This is a genomic window from Burkholderia sp. Bp9142 (assembly GCF_003853415.1).
In the GTDB taxonomy this organism is placed as follows: Bacteria; Pseudomonadota; Gammaproteobacteria; order Burkholderiales; family Burkholderiaceae; genus Burkholderia.
In genome coordinates this window covers 141,210-156,913 of the sequence record NZ_QTPP01000005.1, presented here as the reverse complement: position 1 = coordinate 156,913, position 15,704 = coordinate 141,210, and the positions used below count along the sequence as shown (strand labels likewise).

The window sequence follows — 15,704 nt, the reverse complement described above, 5'->3', positions numbered from 1 at the left end:
TTCACGCGCCGCGTCCGGCGGCGCTACAATCGCACGATGAATGCGCCCCTCGATACCGCCATCGCCGTCGACGTCTACCGCCAGCGCCGCGAACGCGTGCTTGCCGCACTGCGTGCCGCGGGCGGCGGCGTCGCCATCGTCCCCACCGCGCCGGAAATGCTGCGCAACCGCGATACGGCCTTCCCGTACCGGCACGACAGCTATTTCCATTACCTGACGGGCTTCACCGAGCCGGATGCCGTGCTCGTGCTGAGCGCGGCCGGCTCGCACGGCGCGCCGGAATCGGTCCTGTTCTGCCGCGCGAAGAATGCCGACCGCGAGATCTGGGAAGGTTTCCATTACGGGCCCGAGGCCGCGCGCGATGCGTTCGGCTTCGACGCGGCCTACGCAGTCGACGTGATCGACACCGAAATGCCGCGGCTGCTCGCCGATGCGGGCACCGTGCACTACCGGTTCGGCGCATCGGCCGAATTCGACCGCCAGCTCGCCGGCTGGATCGATGCGGTGCGCGCGCAGGCGCGCGCGGGCGTCGCCGCGCCGGACGCGCTGCTCGACCTCACGCCGCTGCTCGACGACATGCGGCTCGTGAAGGACGAACACGAGCTCGCGATCATGATGCGCGCCGCGCACATCTCCGCGCTCGCCCATCGCCGCGCGATGCAGGTGTGCCGCCCGGGAATCCGCGAATACGAACTCGAGGCCGAGCTGCTGTACACGTTCCGCAAGCATGGCGCGCAGGCGCCCGCGTACGGCTCGATCGTCGCGGCCGGCGCGAACGCATGCGTGTTGCACTACCCGGCCGGCAACGCGGCCGCGCGGGACGGCGACCTGATCCTGATCGATGCGGCGTGCGAACTCGACGGCTACGCGTCGGACATCACGCGCACGTTCCCGGCCAACGGGCGCTTCTCGCCCGCGCAGCGCACGCTGTACGACATCGTGCTCGCCGCGCAGCAGGCCGCGATCGACGCGACGCGCGCGGGCGTGCCGTTCGAGGCGCCGCACGACGCGGCCGTGCGTGTGCTGGCGCAGGGGCTGCTCGATGCCGGCATCATCCCGAAAACGCGCTTCTCGAGCGTCGACGACGTGATCGCCGAGCGCGCGTACGCACGCTTCTACATGCACCGCACCGGCCACTGGCTCGGCATGGACGTGCACGATTGCGGCGACTACCGCGAGCGGCTCGCCGAGCGCGACGCCAACGGCGCGCTGCCGTGGCGCACGCTGAAACCCGGCATGACGCTCACCGTCGAGCCGGGCCTGTACGTGCGGGCCGCCGACGACGTGCCGTCCGAATACTGGAACATCGGCATCCGCATCGAGGACGACGCGATCGTGCGCGAGCACGGTTGCGAGCTGATCACGCGCGACGTGCCGGTGGCGGCCGCCGAGATCGAGGCACTGATGCGCGCGAGCGCGCCGCACGGCGCCTGAGCGTGCCGCAGGCTGCCATCGCGCGTCGGCGGGCGCGCCGTTGACCCGCCGTTGACCCGCCGTTGACCGTTACTCCGTTTCACGAACACTGATGACGACCGCTTCCTCCCCGGCCACGCCGGACTACGACCTCGCCATCGTCGGCGCGGGCCCCGTCGGGCTCGCGCTCGCCGGCTGGCTCGCACGGCGCAGCGCGACGCAGCACGCGTCGATCGCGCTGATCGACGCGCGCGAGCCGGCCGCGAGCGCGAACGATCCGCGCGCGATCGCCGTGTCGCACGGCAGCCGCGTGCTGCTCGACACGCTCGCGTGGCCCGGCGACGCGACGCCGATCGAACACATCCACGTGTCGCAGCGCGGCCATTTCGGCCGCACGCTGATCGACCGCGACGAGCACGACCTCGCCGCGCTCGGCTACGTGGTGCGCTACGGCTCGATCGTGCAGGCGCTCGCGCAGGCGGTGCGCGGCACGCGCGTCGACTGGCTCACGTCGACCACCGCCCGCGCGCCGCAACAGGACGCCGACGGCGTCACGCTGACGCTCGACGGCCCGCAAGGCGAGCGCACGCTGCGCGCGCGCATCGTCATCAACGCGGAAGGCGGGCTGTTCCACGAGCAGCAGGCCGATACCGGCAACCATCGCCGCGACTACGGTCAGACCGCGATCGTCGGCACGGTCACGGTCTCGGCGCCGCGCCCGAACGTCGCGTGGGAACGCTTCACGCACCAAGGCCCGCTCGCGCTGCTGCCGCTCGGCGGCCCGCGCCAGGCCGAGTATTCGCTCGTGTGGTGCTGCACGCCCGACGAGGCGGCCCGCCGCGCCGCCCTGCCCGACGACGCGTTCCTGCGCGAACTCGGCGCGGCATTCGGCGAGCGCATGGGTCAGTTCGTCGCGATCGCGGGACGCGCATCGTTCCCGCTCGGCCTGAACGCGGCGCAGACGCTCGTCAGCGGACGCATCGCGATCGTCGGCAACGCCGCGCAAACGCTGCACCCGGTCGCCGGCCAGGGGCTCAACCTCGGGCTGCGCGATGCGCATACGCTCGTCGACACGCTGTCCACGCAGGGCTTCGAAGCAACCGCGCTCGCGACCTTCAACGCGCGGCGCGTGCTCGACCGGCGCTTCACGATCGGCGCGACCGACACGCTCGCGCGCCTGTTCACGGTCGACACCGGCCCGCTTCCGCTGCTGCGCGGCGCGGCGCTCACCGCACTCGAATTCGTGCCGCCGCTCAAGAAGGCGATCGCGCGCCAGATGATGTTCGGCCAGCGCAACTGACGCGCGGCGCGCCGCGCAAACCGGGTCAAATCGGCGGGGCATGGGAATACGGTAAAATGCGCGTTTTCCCACCGCCCTTTTTTGCCCGCGACGCCCGGCGCTCGCGGGTGGTGCCATTGCAATGCCCGTTATCGGCTCTCACGTTTTGCGTAACAACCTGTTCGTCGCCCCGATGGCCGGGGTGACGGATCGTCCGTTCCGCCAGCTGTGCAAGCGGCTGGGGGCCGGATACGCCGTGTCCGAGATGGTCGCGTCCAACGCGCAGCTGTGGAAAAGCGCGAAGACGATGCGACGGGCGAACCACGCAGGCGAAGTCGAGCCGATCGCGGTGCAGATCGCCGGCGCCGATCCGGCGATGATGGCCGAAGCGGCCCGCTACAACGTCGACAACGGCGCGCAGATCATCGACATCAACATGGGCTGCCCGGCGAAGAAGGTCTGCAACGTCGCCGCCGGCTCCGCGCTGTTGCAGAACGAGCCGCTCGTGCAGCGGATCGTCGAGGCCGTCGTCGCGGCGGTCGGCACGGGGCCGGATGCGGTGCCCGTCACGCTGAAGATCCGCACCGGCTGGGACCGCGAGCACAAGAACGCGATCACGGTCGCGCGCCTCGCCGAGGCGGCCGGCGTCTCGATGCTGACCGTGCACGGCCGCACGCGCGCCGACCTGTACCGCGGCGATGCCGAATACGACACCATCGCGGCCGTGAAGGCGGCCGTGCGCATCCCGGTCGTCGCGAACGGCGACATCACGTCGCCGGCGAAAGCGAAGGCCGTGCTCGACGCAACCGGCGCCGATGCGCTGATGATCGGTCGCGCCGCGCAAGGCCGGCCGTGGCTGTTCCGCGAAATCGATCATTTCCTGCAAACCGGCGAGCTGCTGCCCCCGCCGCGGATCGACGAGATCCAGCACGTGATGAACGAACACCTGGAAGACCATTACGCGTTCTACGGTGAATTCACGGGCGTCCGTACTGCGCGCAAGCACATCGGCTGGTACACTCGCGGCCTTTCCGGTGCCAACGGGTTCCGGCACCGGATGAACACGCTTGATTCCACCCGCGAGCAGCTCGCCGCCGTCAATGCATTCTTCGAGGCGCAAAAGGCGCTGTCGGACCACCTCGTCTACGTCGATGACGAAGAGGAAAACGGCCAGGGCGAGTCGGACGACCATAACCAGTTAGCAGCATGAGCAAGCACAACATCGAACAATGTGTCCGCGAGAGCCTGGACGTGTATTTCCGGGATCTAGACGGCTCCAATCCGCACGACGTCTATGAAATGGTGATGTCCTGCGTCGAAAAGCCGATGCTCGAGGTCGTGCTCGTACAGGCCGGCGGCAACCAGTCGCTCGCCGCGGAGTACCTCGGCATCAATCGCAATACGCTGCGCAAGAAGCTGCAGCAGCACGGCCTGCTGTAGGCGGCCGTCCCGTCCCCGTTTCCCTGGCTATTGGTGGTTCCATCATGATCAAGCAAGCGCTCATTTCCGTTTCCGACAAGACCGGCATCGTCGACTTCGCGAAGTCGCTGTCCGACCTCGGCGTCAAGCTGCTGTCGACCGGCGGCACCGCGAAACTCCTGGCCGATGCGGGCCTGCCCGTTACCGAAGTGGCCGATTACACGGGCTTTCCGGAAATGCTCGATGGGCGCGTGAAGACGCTCCACCCGAAAGTGCACGGCGGCATCCTCGCCCGCCGCGACCTGCCCGAGCACATGCAGGCGCTGGAGCAGCACGGCATCCCGACGATCGACCTGCTGGTCGTGAACCTGTATCCGTTCGTCGCGACGATCGCGAAGGACGACTGCACGCTCGCCGACGCGATCGAGAACATCGACATCGGCGGCCCGACGATGCTGCGCTCGGCCGCGAAGAACCACCGCGACGTGACGGTCGTCGTCGATCCGGCCGACTACGCGGTCGTGCTCGACGAAATGAAGGCGAACGGCAACGCGATCGGCTACGCGACCAACTTCCGCCTCGCGACGAAGGTGTTCGCGCACACCGCCCAATACGACGGTGCGATCACGAACTACCTGACGAGCCTGACCGACGAGCTGCAGCACGCGTCGCGCAGCGCGTACCCGGCGACGCTGAACATGGCGTTCGACAAGGTGCAGGACCTGCGCTACGGCGAGAACCCGCACCAGAGCGCCGCGTTCTACCGCGACCTCGCGGCACCGGCCGGCGCACTGGCGAACTACCGCCAGCTGCAGGGCAAGGAACTGTCGTACAACAACATCGCGGATTCGGACGCGGCGTGGGAATGCGTGAAGACGTTCGACGCGCCGGCCTGCGTGATCATCAAGCATGCGAACCCGTGCGGCGTCGCGGTCGGCAACGACTCGGCCGACGCGTACGCGAAGGCATTCCAGACCGACCCGACGTCGGCGTTCGGCGGCATCATCGCGTTCAACCGCGAAGTCGACGAGACGGCCGCGCAGGCGGTGGCGAAGCAGTTCGTCGAAGTGCTGATCGCGCCGTCGTTCACGGACGCCGCGAAGCAGGTGTTCGCCGCGAAGCAGAACGTGCGTCTGCTCGAGATCGCGCTGGGCGACGGCCATAACGCATTCGACCTGAAGCGCGTGGGCGGCGGCCTGCTCGTGCAGTCGCTCGATTCGAAGAACGTGCAGCCGAGCGAACTGCGCGTCGTCACGAAACGCCAGCCGACCGCGAAGGAAATGGACGACCTGCTGTTCGCATGGCGCGTCGCGAAGTACGTGAAGTCGAACGCGATCGTGTTCTGCGGCAACGGCATGACGCTCGGCGTCGGCGCAGGCCAGATGAGCCGCGTCGATTCCGCGCGCATCGCCAGCATCAAGGCGCAGAACGCCGGCCTCACGCTGGCCGGCTCGGCCGTCGCGTCGGATGCGTTCTTCCCGTTCCGCGACGGTCTCGACGTCGTTGTCGCGGCAGGCGCGACCTGCGTGATCCAGCCGGGCGGCTCGATGCGCGACGACGAAGTGATCGCGGCAGCCGACGAGCACGGCATCGCGATGATCCTGACGGGCGTGCGTCACTTCCGTCACTGATCGCATGCGGCCCGCACGGCCGCCGCACGCAAACCCGGCGGCATCGCACCCGCCGGGTTTTTTGTTGCGCGGCGCCGGCGCACGCGACCGCGCGGCCGGCGCCGCGCACCATTCGTTGTAGTATCGCTGCATCAGGTTTTTCTCCTCACTCATGCGAATTCTCGGCATCGACCCCGGCCTGCGCGTCACCGGCTTCGGCATCATCGACGTCAGCGGCCACCGGCTCGCCTATGTCGCAAGCGGCGTGATCCGCACGCCGACGGCCGACCTCGCCACCCGGCTCGGCACGATCTTCCAGGGCGTGTCGACGCTCGTGCGCGAACACGCGCCCGACCAGGCCGCGATCGAACAGGTGTTCGTCAACGTGAACCCGCAATCGACGCTGCTGCTCGGCCAAGCGCGCGGCGCCGCGATCTGCGGGCTCGTCTCCGGCGGCCTGCCGGTCGCCGAATACACCGCGCTGCAACTGAAGCAGGCCGTCGTCGGTTACGGCCGCGCAACCAAGTCGCAGATGCAGGAGATGGTCACGCGGCTGCTCAATCTCACCGGCCAGCCCGGCAGCGACGCAGCCGACGCGCTCGGGATGGCGATCTGCCATGCGCACAGCGGCAACACGCTCGGCACGATCAGCGGCCTCGCGCCGGCGCTCGCGAAGAAGGGGCTGCGTGTGCGGCGTGGGCGGCTCGTCGGTTGATACGACGGCACGCAACCGCCCGGCGCGGCGCGCAGCCGCTCGCGTCGCGCGCATTGCACCTGCCACCGCCCTGCCCGCCTGCTCGACCCGCGTCGCGCACGCGCGGCGCATCGCCCCGACCTGACGGCCAACCCATCGGCATCGCGCCGCACCTGCGCTACACTCGCGCTTTCTTCCTCGCATCCCGCCATCCATGATCGGTCGCATCGCCGGCATCCTGCTCGAAAAGAACCCGCCTCACCTGCTCGTCGACTGCAACGGCGTCGGCTACGAAATCGACGTGCCGATGAGCACCTTCTACAACCTGCCGCAAACGGGCGAGCGCGTCGTGCTGCTCACGCAGCAGATCGTGCGAGAAGATGCGCACCTGCTGTACGGCTTCCTGACGCCGCAGGAGCGCACGACCTTCCGCGAACTGCTGAAGATCACCGGCATCGGCGCGCGCATGGCGCTCGCCGTGCTGTCCGGCATGAGCGTGCAGGAGCTCGCGCAGGCGGTGACGATGCAGGACGCCGCGCGCCTCACGCGCCTGCCCGGCATCGGCAAGAAGACCGCCGAGCGCCTGCTGCTCGAGCTGAAGGGCAAGCTCGGCGCCGATCTCGGTGCGCTCGCCGGCGCCGCGTCGCCGTCCGACCACGCGACCGACATCCTCAACGCGCTGCTCGCGCTCGGCTATTCCGAAAAGGAAGGCCTCGCCGCGATCAAGAACGTGCCGGCCGGCACCGGCGTGTCCGAAGGCATCAAGCTCGCGCTCAAGGCGCTGTCGAAGGTGTAACGGCGGCCCGGGCAGGCGCCCGAACCGGCTGTCGGAGCCAGTGTTGCGCCACCGCGCGGCGCGCGCCAGTCGGCCGTTCGGCCAGTTCGGCCGCGTGACGGTGCGCGGTACAATGGCCGCATGATTGAAACCGACAAACTCGCCGCCGAGCGGATCATCGCCGCCACGCCCGCCTCGTCGCACGAGGAGGTGTTCGAACGCGCGCTGCGGCCGCGCCACCTCGACGACTACGTCGGCCAGGAAAAGGTGCGCGGCCAGCTCGAGATCTTCATCGAGGCCGCGAAGCGCCGCTCCGAGCCGCTCGACCACGTGCTGCTGTTCGGGCCGCCGGGCCTCGGCAAGACCACCCTCGCGCACATCATCGCGCGCGAGATGGGCGTAAACCTGCGCCAGACGTCGGGCCCCGTGCTCGAGCGCGCGGGCGACCTCGCCGCGCTGCTGACCAACCTCGAAGCGAACGACGTGCTGTTCATCGACGAGATCCACCGGCTGTCGCCGGTCGTCGAGGAAATCCTGTATCCGGCGCTCGAGGATTACCAGATCGACATCATGATCGGCGAGGGGCCGGCCGCGCGCAGCGTGAAGCTCGACCTGCAGCCGTTCACGCTGGTCGGCGCGACCACGCGCGCGGGGATGCTGACCAACCCGCTGCGCGATCGCTTCGGGATCGTCGCGCGCCTCGAGTTCTACGATGCCGACCAGCTGTCGCGCATCGTGCGGCGCTCGGCGTCGCTGCTGAACGCGCAGATCGATCCGAACGGCGCGCTGGAGATCGCGAAGCGCTCGCGCGGCACGCCGCGGATCGCGAACCGGCTGCTGCGCCGCGTGCGCGACTATGCGGAAGTGAAGGCCGACGGCCAGATCACCGCGGCCGTCGCCGACGCCGCGCTCGCGATGCTCGACGTCGACCCGGTCGGCTTCGACCTGATGGACCGCAAGCTGCTCGAGGCGATCCTGCACAAGTTCGACGGCGGCCCGGTCGGCATCGACAACCTCGCGGCGGCGATCGGCGAGGAACGCGACACGATCGAGGACGTGCTCGAACCGTACCTGATCCAGCAGGGCTTCCTGCAACGCACGCCGCGCGGGCGCGTCGCGACGCTGCTCACGTACCGCCACTTCGGGCTCTCGGCGCCCAATGCCGGCAACGCCGAACGCGGGATGTGGGACACCCCCGACGGGAAGTAGCGCGCCGCCCGCGCCAAGCCAGCCATGACCACGCCGCCCAGCCCGCATCCCGCCGCCCCCGCACCGGGCCCGCGCTGGGCCGAGCCGATCCGCAAGCGGCTCGTGGCCGGCATCACGCACCTGACGGCAGGCGGCGGCGGTCCGTCGATCGATCTTTCGTCGCCGCCCGGAGATCCGGGACTGTTCGGCCCCAACGCCATCTGCTGGCGCGTGCATGCCGATTTCACGTCGATGATGACGGGCGGCATCGCCGCGCTGCTGCTGCAGGCGCTTCATCCGCTCGCGCTCGCGGGCGTCTGGGATCACTCGTCGTTTCGCACCGACATCCTCGGCCGCTTGCGGCGCACCGCCACGTTCATCACGGGCACGACGTTCGGCAGCCGCGCCGACGCACTCGCGCTGATCGAGCGCGTGAAAGCGATCCACGCGCGCATATCGGGTACCGCGCCCGACGGCCGGCCGTATCGAGCCGACGATCCGGCGTTGCTGACCTGGGTGCATGTCGCCGAAGTATCGAGCTTCCTCGCCGCGCATTTGCGCTATGTGAATCCGTCGCTGTCGGGCGAGTTGCAGGACGGCTATTACGCTGAAACGGCATTGATCGCCGAGCTGCTCGGTGCCCGGGATGTGCCTCGTTCACGTGCCGAGGTAGCGGCCTATTTCGCGCGCATGCAGCCCGAACTCGAAGCCGGGCCGCACACCTTCGACGTCATGGACATCCTGCTGAATGTGCCGGTCGCGACGCCCGCGCTGCGGCCGGCCGCGTCGCTGATCATGCATGCGGGGATCGACCTGCTGCCGCCCTGGGCGCAGCGCATGCTCGGTGTGTCGACGTTCGCACCGCTGCGACGCGCGGTGGTCCGGCCCGGTGTCCGGGCAGTCGCCCCCGTGCTGCGCTGGGCGCTCGTGAACGGCGCGTCGAAACGCGCACGCCGCCGCGCAACCGCGACACCGCCCGACGGCAACCCGCCCTCTTGACAGCACCTCGGATCATTTCGATTGACTGCCAGTCGCGTCCACGAACCCGGTGATCGACGGCAAGACGGGCGCCGATCTCGGGCGCGTGGATGCGATCAACGGCGGGAAGAAGTACAGCAAGGGGGAATTCGACAAGCTGCGTCAGCCGATCACGGCCGACGAGCCCGGCAAGATCGCGTACGCGCTCGACGACAAGACGCGCCACGCACTGCCGCGGCAAGCCTGACGGGGAAGGCGGCCCCCGGCCGGTCACGCCGGGCGGGGCCGGTACGATCGGTCAGAGCACCTTGCGATACCCGTCGTCGTCGCTCGCGGCGTCCAGATGCGACACGTCGGCCCAATGCACGACCTGCGCGCGGCCGTCGACGTAATCGACGACGTTGATGCTCGTGTTGAGCAGCTGATAGCTGCGCGGTGCAGACAGGTCGAGACCGTTTGCAAAGCGGTACACGCAGTCGAGCACGCCACCGTGCGCGACACACGCGATCCGGCCGCCGGGATGCGCGGCGACGATCGGCTCGAGCGCATGCAGCACGCGATGATAAAACTCGCGCTGCGACTCGCCGCCGTCAGGCGCGAAGCCCGGGTCGCGGGTCTGCCACGCGGCGTAGGCATCCGGAAACAGCGTCTCGATCTCGGTGCTGTCATGCCCCTGGAACACGCCGTACGCGCGTTCGCGCAGCCCTTCGCGCAACTGCAGCGGCAACCCGAGCGCATCGGCAAAGGGTTGCGCGGTCTGCTGCGCGCGCATCAGGTCGCTCGAATAGATCGCGTCGATCCGCTGCCCGTCACGCGCTTCCCGCGCAAGCCGGACGGCCAGCCGCTGCGCCTGCGCGAGCCCCGTGTCGGCCAGCGGAATGTCGATATGGCCCTGGATGCGCTTGATGCGGTTCCAGGCCGTCTCGCCATGGCGAATGAACAGGATCTGCGTGGTGGCCATCGCGGCGCGTCTCCGGGAAAGAATCAGGGCCGCACTTGCAGCCAGAACGTCACGGGGCCGTCGTTGACGAGCGACACCTGCATGTCGGCGCCGAACTCGCCCGTCTCGACGACCGGATGGCGCTCGCGCGCGGCCGCGACGAAATAGTCGAACAGGCGCGCGCCTTCGTCGGGCGGCGCGGCCGGCGTGAAGCTCGGCCGCAGCCCGCTGTTGGTATCGGCCGCGAGCGTGAACTGCGACACGAGCAGCAGGCCGCCGGTAGCGCCCGCGCCATCGATGTTCGACACCGGCAGGTTCATCTTGCCGGCCGCGTCGCTGAACACGCGATAGCCGAGCAGCTTCGCGAGCAGCTTGTCGGCCGCGGCCTCGGTGTCGCCGCGCTCCGCGCAGACGAGCGCGAGCAGGCCTGCGCCGATCTCGCCCGTCGTGCGCTCGCCGACGCGCACGTCGGCGCGCTTCACGCGCTGGATCAGCGCGATCATGCGGTCAACGTGACGCGCGCGAAGCGGCGCTTGCCGACCTGGACGACGAACTCGCCGGCCTCGACCTTCAGGCCCTTGTCGGACACGGCCGCGCCGTCGATCTTCACGCCGCCCTGCTCGATGTTGCGCAGCGCCTCGCTCGTCGACGGCACGAGGCCGGCCTGCTTCAGCAACTGGCCGATCGCGAGCGGCGCGCCCGCGAGCGTGACCGACGGGATGTCGTCCGGCACGCCGCCCTTCGCGCGGTGGTTGAAGTCCTCGAGCGCACGCTCGGCGTCGGCCTGCGAGTGGAAGCGCGCGACGATTTCCTGCGCGAGCAGCACCTTGAAGTCGCGCGGATTGCGGCCGCCTTCGGCGTCGCGCTTGAAGCCGGCGATCTCGTCGAGGCTGCGGAACGACAGCAGTTCGAAGTAACGCCACATCAGCGTGTCCGAGATGCTCATCAGCTTGCCGAACATGTCGGTCGGCTTCTCGCTGATGCCGACGTAGTTGCCCTTCGACTTCGACATCTTCTCGACGCCGTCGAGCCCTTCGAGCAGCGGCATCGTCAGGATGCACTGCTGTTCCTGGCCGTACTGCTTCTGCAGTTCGCGGCCGACCAGCAGGTTGAACTTCTGGTCGGTGCCGCCGAGCTCGAGGTCGGCGTTCAGCGCGACCGAGTCGTAGCCCTGCATCAGCGGGTACAGGAATTCGTGGATCGAGATCGGCACGCCGCCCTGGAAGCGCTTCGTGAAGTCCTCGCGCTCGAGGATCCGCGCGACCGTGTAGCGCGACGCAAGCTTGATCATCCCGTCCGCGCCGAGCGGCATCGACCATTCGCTGTTGTAGCGGATCTCGGTTTTTTCGCGGTCGAGCACGAGCGCGGCCTGTTCGAAGTAGGTCTTCGCGTTCGATTCGATCTGTTCGCGCGTGAGCGGCGGACGCGTCGCGTTGCGGCCCGACGGATCGCCGATCAGCGACGTGAAATCGCCGATCAGGAAGATCACGGTGTGACCGAGGTCCTGCAGCTGACGCATCTTGTTCAGCACGACCGTATGGCCGATGTGGATGTCGGGCGCCGTCGGGTCGAGGCCGAGCTTGATGCGCAGCGGCGTGCCGGTGGCCGCGCTGCGCGCGAGCTTCTGCGCGAACTCTTCCTCGATCAGCAATTCGTCGACGCCGCGCTTCGTGACGGCGAGCGCATGGCGGACTTCGTCGGTGATCGGGAAAACAGGCTTGGAACTGGGTTCGGTGCTCATCGGTGCCAGGAAGAATGTCGCAAAGACAGGGATTTTCCCATAACTTGCGCGTGCATCGCTTAACGACGCGTCAGGTTGCGCGGATAATCGGGCGCAAGGCGCGTGGCACCGGCCCGCGCCGCTCGATCCAGGAGAACCCAACGTGCCGCAACGACATCCGCAACCCGCCCATCCGGCCGACGGCATCTACTTCGGGCTGATGTCGGGAACCAGCATGGACGGCGTCGACGGCGTCGCCGTGCGTTTCGAGACGGGCCGCGCGCCGGTCGTGCTCGCGGAGGCATTCGTCGGCTTCGCGCAATCGCTGCGCGACGCGCTGTTCGCGCTGCAGCAGCCTGGCGACGACGAGATCGACCGCGAATCGGTCGCGGCGAACGCGCTCGTCGCACGCTACGCGGTGTGCTGTCACGAGCTGCAGCGCACGGCCGGGCTGTCGCGCGACGAGATCCGCGCGATCGGCGTGCACGGCCAGACGGTCCGGCACCGTCCCGAGCGCGGCTACACGCGCCAGCTCAACAATCCGGCGCTGCTCGCGGAGCTTGCCCATATCGACGTGATCGCCGATTTCCGCAGCCGCGACGTCGCATCGGGCGGCCACGGCGCGCCGCTCGCGCCGGCGTTCCATGCGACGGTGTTCGGCGCGCCGGGCGAGACGCGAATCGTCTGCAACCTCGGCGGCATCAGCAACATCACGATCCTGCCCGGCGAGGGTGGCGACGTGCGCGGCTTCGACTGCGGGCCCGCGAACGCGTTGCTCGACGCATGGGCGACGCGCCACCTCGGCAAGCCGTACGACGACGGCGGCAAGTTCGCCGCGCGCGGCACCGTGCACGCGTCACTGCTCGACGCGCTGCTCGACGAGCCCTACTTCGCCGCACCGCCGCCGAAGAGCACCGGCCGCGACCTGTTCAATCCCGCGTGGCTCGACACCAAGCTCGCCGGATTCGCGCAGGTCGCGCCGGAAGACGTGCAGGCGACGCTGACGGCGCTCACCGCCGTCTCGATTGCCCGCGAGATCGCACGGCACGCGGCCGGCTGCAAGGCCGTGTTCGTCTGCGGCGGCGGCGCCCGCAACCCGGTGCTGCTCGCCGCGCTCGCGGATGCGTTGCGCGAGGCCGGCGTGCCGGCGACGGTCAATACGACCGCCGCGCTCGGCGTGCCGCCGCAGCAGGTCGAGGCGCTCGCGTTCGCGTGGCTCGCGTATCGCTTCGCCGCGCGCCAGCCCGGCAATCTCGCGAGCGTGACCGGTGCCGCGGGTGAGCGCGTGCTCGGCGCGCTCTATCCGCGCTAGATACGCAATGCACGGTCCGCGCGGCACACACCGCGTACGGACATGAAAAACGGGGCATGAAGCCCCGTTTTTCATTCCGGCGAAACGGACAGGATCCGTCGTGCGCTCAGACCGAGAACGACGAGCCGCACCCGCAGGTGGTCGTGGCGTTCGGGTTCTTGATCACGAACTGGGCGCCGTTGAGGTCGTCCTTGTAGTCGATCTCGGCGCCGACCAGGTACTGGTAGCTCATCGAGTCGATCAGGAGCTGGACGCCGTTCTTGTTCATCACGGTGTCGTCCTCGTTGACTTCCTCGTCGAACGTGAAGCCATACTGGAAGCCCGAGCAGCCGCCGCCCTGCACGAACACGCGCAGCTTCAGTTCGGGGTTGCCCTCTTCGTCGATCAGTTGCTTGACCTTGTCGGCCGCGGCGTCGGTGAAGACGAACGGCAGCGGCATATCGGTGGTCGTTGCTGCGGATTCGGTAACAGCGTTCATGCGAACTCTCCAAAAAGCTTTAGCCGCTATTGTAGGGCCGATCAGAAGATCGTGCTGATGTCCATGAAATCAATAGGTTCTTGTTGATTTCAACGCGGGGTCCCGCACGCGGGTGGCCGCCGCGCGGGCATAAAAAAAACCGCCAGCGCGAAAGCTGGCGGTTTTTCCGGCGGACGCCGCCCGGAAGCGGCGCGGCCATGAAGCGGAATTAACGCTTCGAGAACTGCTTTGCGCGACGTGCCTTGCGCAGACCAACCTTCTTACGCTCGACTTCACGTGCATCGCGCGTGACGAAGCCTGCGTTCGACAGCGACGGCTTCAGCGTCGCATCGTAGTCGATCAGTGCACGGGTGATGCCGTGGCGCACTGCACCTGCCTGACCCGTTTCGCCGCCGCCATTGACGTTGACCTTGATGTCGAACGTCTGGCCGTGGTTCGTGAGTTCCAGCGGTTGACGCACGATCATCAGCGACGTTTCGCGCGAGAAGTAGTCAGCGATGGGCTTGCCGTTGACGATGATATCGCCCTTGCCAGCCTTGATGAAGACACGTGCGACAGCGCTCTTGCGGCGGCCCGTACCGTAGTTCCAGTTACCGATCATGTGGGCTCCCCTTAGATCTCGAGCGCCTTCGGCTGTTGCGCCGAATGCGGATGCGTGGCTTCAGCGTAGACCTTCAGCTTCTTGATCATCGCGTAGCCGAGCGGGCCCTTCGGCAGCATGCCCTTGACCGCTTTCTCGAGCGCACGGCCCGGGAAGCGTTCCTGCATCTTGCCGAACGTCGTTTCATAGATGCCGCCCGGGTAACCCGAGTGACGGTAGTACTTCTTGTCCAGCGTCTTGTTGCCCGTGACCTTCAACTTGCTCGCGTTGATGATGATGATGAAATCACCAGTGTCGACGTGCGGGGTGAACTCAGGCTTGTGCTTGCCGCGCAGACGGCGTGCCACTTCGCTGGCAACACGGCCGAGAACCTTATCCGTCGCGTCAATCACGTACCATTCGCGCGTCACCTCATGGGCTTTTGCGGAAAACGTCTTCATGATCGATCCAAAAAAAATGCTTTGCCCGATGTGTTCTTCCTGCTTGTCTGTGTGCGCTTCGTGGCGCGGTGCAGGCTCTCCCTGTTCTTTTTCCGTGGGCATGAATGCGGAAAAGCCCTGAATTATAAAGGAAATGCCGCGGCGCGGTCAAAGAGAATCCACGTCCCGTGCCGGCGGCGCCCGAAATGGGCCAGAATCCGGTCGTGCCCCAACACGCCAGGCGAACCGAGCGCCCGGGGAGGCACCCATCGACGCGCGGCACCTGACCTTGCCGCGCCAGACCGGCCGACAACGGAAAAACAACAAACAAGCATGATGAAACAACGACTTACGCCCTTTCTCGCGGCCGCATTGCTGGCCGCCGCCGCGCCCGCCGGCGCCGCCCGGACCGGCTGCGAGGCCAAGCTCGACGCACTCGACGCCCGCATCGCCGACGCCCGCGGCACCCATGCCGAAGATCGCATCGCCCGCCTGCGCGCGGTACGCGAACGCGTGCGCCACTTCTGCGCGCGCGGCCACGGCCATGCATCGGCCGCAAGCGCGCCGGCCCCTGCCGCCCGAGCCGCGGACACGCTGCCTGGCGCGGCGTCGCGGCCGGCCGCACGGCAGCCCACGTAACCGGTGTCAACGATGGGTGTCGGCGCGCGCAAACTGCACGCCAATGTTTGCACGGGACGAAAAAAAGCCCGAACGGCTGGTTCGGGCTTAATCCACCTTAGGAGGAGGGTGGAGGAGACATGCGGAGGTTGCCGCAGCGCGACAACCAATGAGGCTCATTATACGAATGCGTCGCCGGCTTCACAAGAAAATTTGCATTGCGAAATCTCGCACCATAATACGGAATAAGATGCCTCTCT

The 15,704-nt window shown here is 68.0% G+C and carries 17 protein-coding genes and 1 pseudogene; 12 read left to right on the top strand and 6 right to left on the bottom strand.

Going from position 1 to position 15,704, the window contains the following annotated elements; genetic code table 11:
• Positions 1–36 precede the first annotated feature (36 nt).
• From DIE22_RS08025 to DIE22_RS07980, 10 genes and pseudogenes are all read left to right on the top strand, one after another.
• Positions 37–1,434: an aminopeptidase P N-terminal domain-containing protein gene (locus tag DIE22_RS08025; protein ID WP_124498209.1), complete on the top strand. Its 1,398-nt coding sequence runs from the start codon at positions 37–39 to the stop codon at positions 1,432–1,434.
• Positions 1,435–1,525: 91 nt separating this feature from the next.
• Positions 1,526–2,713 carry a UbiH/UbiF/VisC/COQ6 family ubiquinone biosynthesis hydroxylase gene (locus DIE22_RS08020; RefSeq protein ID WP_124604837.1) on the top strand — a complete coding sequence of 396 codons (1,188 nt, stop codon included), beginning with the start codon at positions 1,526–1,528 and terminating at the stop codon, positions 2,711–2,713.
• Positions 2,714–2,834: 121 nt separating this feature from the next.
• The gene (gene dusB / locus DIE22_RS08015) at positions 2,835–3,902 is read left to right on the top strand and encodes a tRNA dihydrouridine synthase DusB (protein WP_124498207.1); all 1,068 of its coding nucleotides are present in this window, start codon (positions 2,835–2,837) and stop codon (positions 3,900–3,902) included.
• The gene (locus tag DIE22_RS08010; RefSeq protein WP_006476892.1) at positions 3,899–4,132 is read left to right on the top strand and encodes a Fis family transcriptional regulator; all 234 of its coding nucleotides are present in this window, start codon (positions 3,899–3,901) and stop codon (positions 4,130–4,132) included. The genes dusB and DIE22_RS08010 overlap by 4 nt, the downstream gene beginning before the upstream one ends.
• 44 nt (positions 4,133–4,176) lie before the next feature.
• The gene (gene purH, locus DIE22_RS08005; protein WP_044848279.1) at positions 4,177–5,742 is read left to right on the top strand and encodes a bifunctional phosphoribosylaminoimidazolecarboxamide formyltransferase/IMP cyclohydrolase; all 1,566 of its coding nucleotides are present in this window, start codon (positions 4,177–4,179) and stop codon (positions 5,740–5,742) included.
• Between the two features lie 151 nt (positions 5,743–5,893).
• Complete coding sequence (gene ruvC, locus DIE22_RS08000) at positions 5,894–6,436, top strand: crossover junction endodeoxyribonuclease RuvC (RefSeq protein WP_124498206.1); 543 nt, start codon at positions 5,894–5,896, stop codon at positions 6,434–6,436.
• A gap of 193 nt (positions 6,437–6,629) precedes the next feature.
• Positions 6,630–7,211, top strand: a complete 582-nt coding sequence (gene ruvA / locus DIE22_RS07995; RefSeq protein WP_014898064.1) for a Holliday junction branch migration protein RuvA — start codon at positions 6,630–6,632, stop codon at positions 7,209–7,211.
• A 120-nt stretch (positions 7,212–7,331) separates the two neighbouring features.
• Positions 7,332–8,399 carry a Holliday junction branch migration DNA helicase RuvB gene (gene ruvB / locus DIE22_RS07990; RefSeq protein WP_124498205.1) on the top strand — a complete coding sequence of 356 codons (1,068 nt, stop codon included), beginning with the start codon at positions 7,332–7,334 and terminating at the stop codon, positions 8,397–8,399.
• Between the two features lie 24 nt (positions 8,400–8,423).
• Positions 8,424–9,377, top strand: a complete 954-nt coding sequence (locus DIE22_RS07985; protein WP_124498204.1) for an oxygenase MpaB family protein — start codon at positions 8,424–8,426, stop codon at positions 9,375–9,377.
• A 31-nt stretch (positions 9,378–9,408) separates the two neighbouring features.
• Positions 9,409–9,603: pseudogene (locus DIE22_RS07980) on the top strand (chromosome partitioning protein ParB); the annotation flags it as partial.
• Positions 9,604–9,654: 51 nt separating this feature from the next.
• Here the strand turns inward: DIE22_RS07980 and DIE22_RS07975 are convergent.
• The 3 genes from DIE22_RS07975 to tyrS are packed head-to-tail and all read right to left on the bottom strand — an operon-like array spanning position 9,655 to position 12,037.
• Positions 9,655–10,317 (bottom strand): histidine phosphatase family protein, encoded by a 663-nt coding sequence (locus DIE22_RS07975; RefSeq protein WP_124498203.1) that lies wholly within the window; start codon positions 10,315–10,317, stop codon positions 9,655–9,657.
• A gap of 23 nt (positions 10,318–10,340) precedes the next feature.
• Positions 10,341–10,799 (bottom strand): D-aminoacyl-tRNA deacylase, encoded by a 459-nt coding sequence (gene dtd, locus DIE22_RS07970; RefSeq protein WP_124498202.1) that lies wholly within the window; start codon positions 10,797–10,799, stop codon positions 10,341–10,343.
• The gene (gene tyrS, locus DIE22_RS07965) at positions 10,796–12,037 is read right to left on the bottom strand and encodes a tyrosine--tRNA ligase (RefSeq protein WP_124498201.1); all 1,242 of its coding nucleotides are present in this window, start codon (positions 12,035–12,037) and stop codon (positions 10,796–10,798) included. Before tyrS ends, dtd begins: the two co-directional genes overlap by 4 nt.
• Before the next feature lie 142 nt (positions 12,038–12,179).
• On the opposite strand from tyrS, the gene DIE22_RS07960 reads away from it, so the two are divergent.
• On the top strand, positions 12,180–13,328 hold the full coding sequence (locus tag DIE22_RS07960) for an anhydro-N-acetylmuramic acid kinase (protein WP_124498200.1): 1,149 nt from the start codon (positions 12,180–12,182) through the stop codon (positions 13,326–13,328).
• Between the two features lie 106 nt (positions 13,329–13,434).
• On the opposite strand, the gene erpA is transcribed toward DIE22_RS07960, so the two are convergent.
• From erpA to rplM, 3 genes are all read right to left on the bottom strand, one after another.
• The gene (gene erpA / locus DIE22_RS07955; RefSeq protein WP_124498199.1) at positions 13,435–13,806 is read right to left on the bottom strand and encodes an iron-sulfur cluster insertion protein ErpA; all 372 of its coding nucleotides are present in this window, start codon (positions 13,804–13,806) and stop codon (positions 13,435–13,437) included.
• A 208-nt stretch (positions 13,807–14,014) separates the two neighbouring features.
• Complete coding sequence (rpsI, locus tag DIE22_RS07950; RefSeq protein WP_011883283.1) at positions 14,015–14,407, bottom strand: 30S ribosomal protein S9; 393 nt, start codon at positions 14,405–14,407, stop codon at positions 14,015–14,017.
• 11 nt (positions 14,408–14,418) lie between these two features.
• Positions 14,419–14,847 carry a 50S ribosomal protein L13 gene (rplM, locus tag DIE22_RS07945; RefSeq protein ID WP_009687896.1) on the bottom strand — a complete coding sequence of 143 codons (429 nt, stop codon included), beginning with the start codon at positions 14,845–14,847 and terminating at the stop codon, positions 14,419–14,421.
• Positions 14,848–15,159: 312 nt separating this feature from the next.
• Here rplM and DIE22_RS07940 point away from each other — a divergent pair, with 312 nt between their 5' ends.
• Positions 15,160–15,465, top strand: a complete 306-nt coding sequence (locus tag DIE22_RS07940; RefSeq protein WP_124498198.1) for a DUF1090 family protein — start codon at positions 15,160–15,162, stop codon at positions 15,463–15,465.
• Positions 15,466–15,704 lie beyond the last annotated feature (239 nt).

Coding starts and splice junctions, on each gene's coding strand:
- DIE22_RS08025 (WP_124498209.1), top strand. CDS start 37: ATGAATGCGCCCCTCGATACCGCCATCGCCGTCGACGTCTACCGCCAG.
- DIE22_RS08020 (WP_124604837.1), top strand. CDS start 1,526: ATGACGACCGCTTCCTCCCCGGCCACGCCGGACTACGACCTCGCCATC.
- dusB (WP_124498207.1), top strand. CDS start 2,835: ATGCCCGTTATCGGCTCTCACGTTTTGCGTAACAACCTGTTCGTCGCC.
- DIE22_RS08010 (WP_006476892.1), top strand. CDS start 3,899: ATGAGCAAGCACAACATCGAACAATGTGTCCGCGAGAGCCTGGACGTG.
- purH (WP_044848279.1), top strand. CDS start 4,177: ATGATCAAGCAAGCGCTCATTTCCGTTTCCGACAAGACCGGCATCGTC.
- ruvC (WP_124498206.1), top strand. CDS start 5,894: ATGCGAATTCTCGGCATCGACCCCGGCCTGCGCGTCACCGGCTTCGGC.
- ruvA (WP_014898064.1), top strand. CDS start 6,630: ATGATCGGTCGCATCGCCGGCATCCTGCTCGAAAAGAACCCGCCTCAC.
- ruvB (WP_124498205.1), top strand. CDS start 7,332: ATGATTGAAACCGACAAACTCGCCGCCGAGCGGATCATCGCCGCCACG.
- DIE22_RS07985 (WP_124498204.1), top strand. CDS start 8,424: ATGACCACGCCGCCCAGCCCGCATCCCGCCGCCCCCGCACCGGGCCCG.
- DIE22_RS07975 (WP_124498203.1), bottom strand. CDS start 10,317: ATGGCCACCACGCAGATCCTGTTCATTCGCCATGGCGAGACGGCCTGG.
- dtd (WP_124498202.1), bottom strand. CDS start 10,799: ATGATCGCGCTGATCCAGCGCGTGAAGCGCGCCGACGTGCGCGTCGGC.
- tyrS (WP_124498201.1), bottom strand. CDS start 12,037: ATGAGCACCGAACCCAGTTCCAAGCCTGTTTTCCCGATCACCGACGAA.
- erpA (WP_124498199.1), bottom strand. CDS start 13,806: ATGAACGCTGTTACCGAATCCGCAGCAACGACCACCGATATGCCGCTG.
- rpsI (WP_011883283.1), bottom strand. CDS start 14,407: ATGATCGGTAACTGGAACTACGGTACGGGCCGCCGCAAGAGCGCTGTC.
- rplM (WP_009687896.1), bottom strand. CDS start 14,847: ATGAAGACGTTTTCCGCAAAAGCCCATGAGGTGACGCGCGAATGGTAC.
- DIE22_RS07940 (WP_124498198.1), top strand. CDS start 15,160: ATGATGAAACAACGACTTACGCCCTTTCTCGCGGCCGCATTGCTGGCC.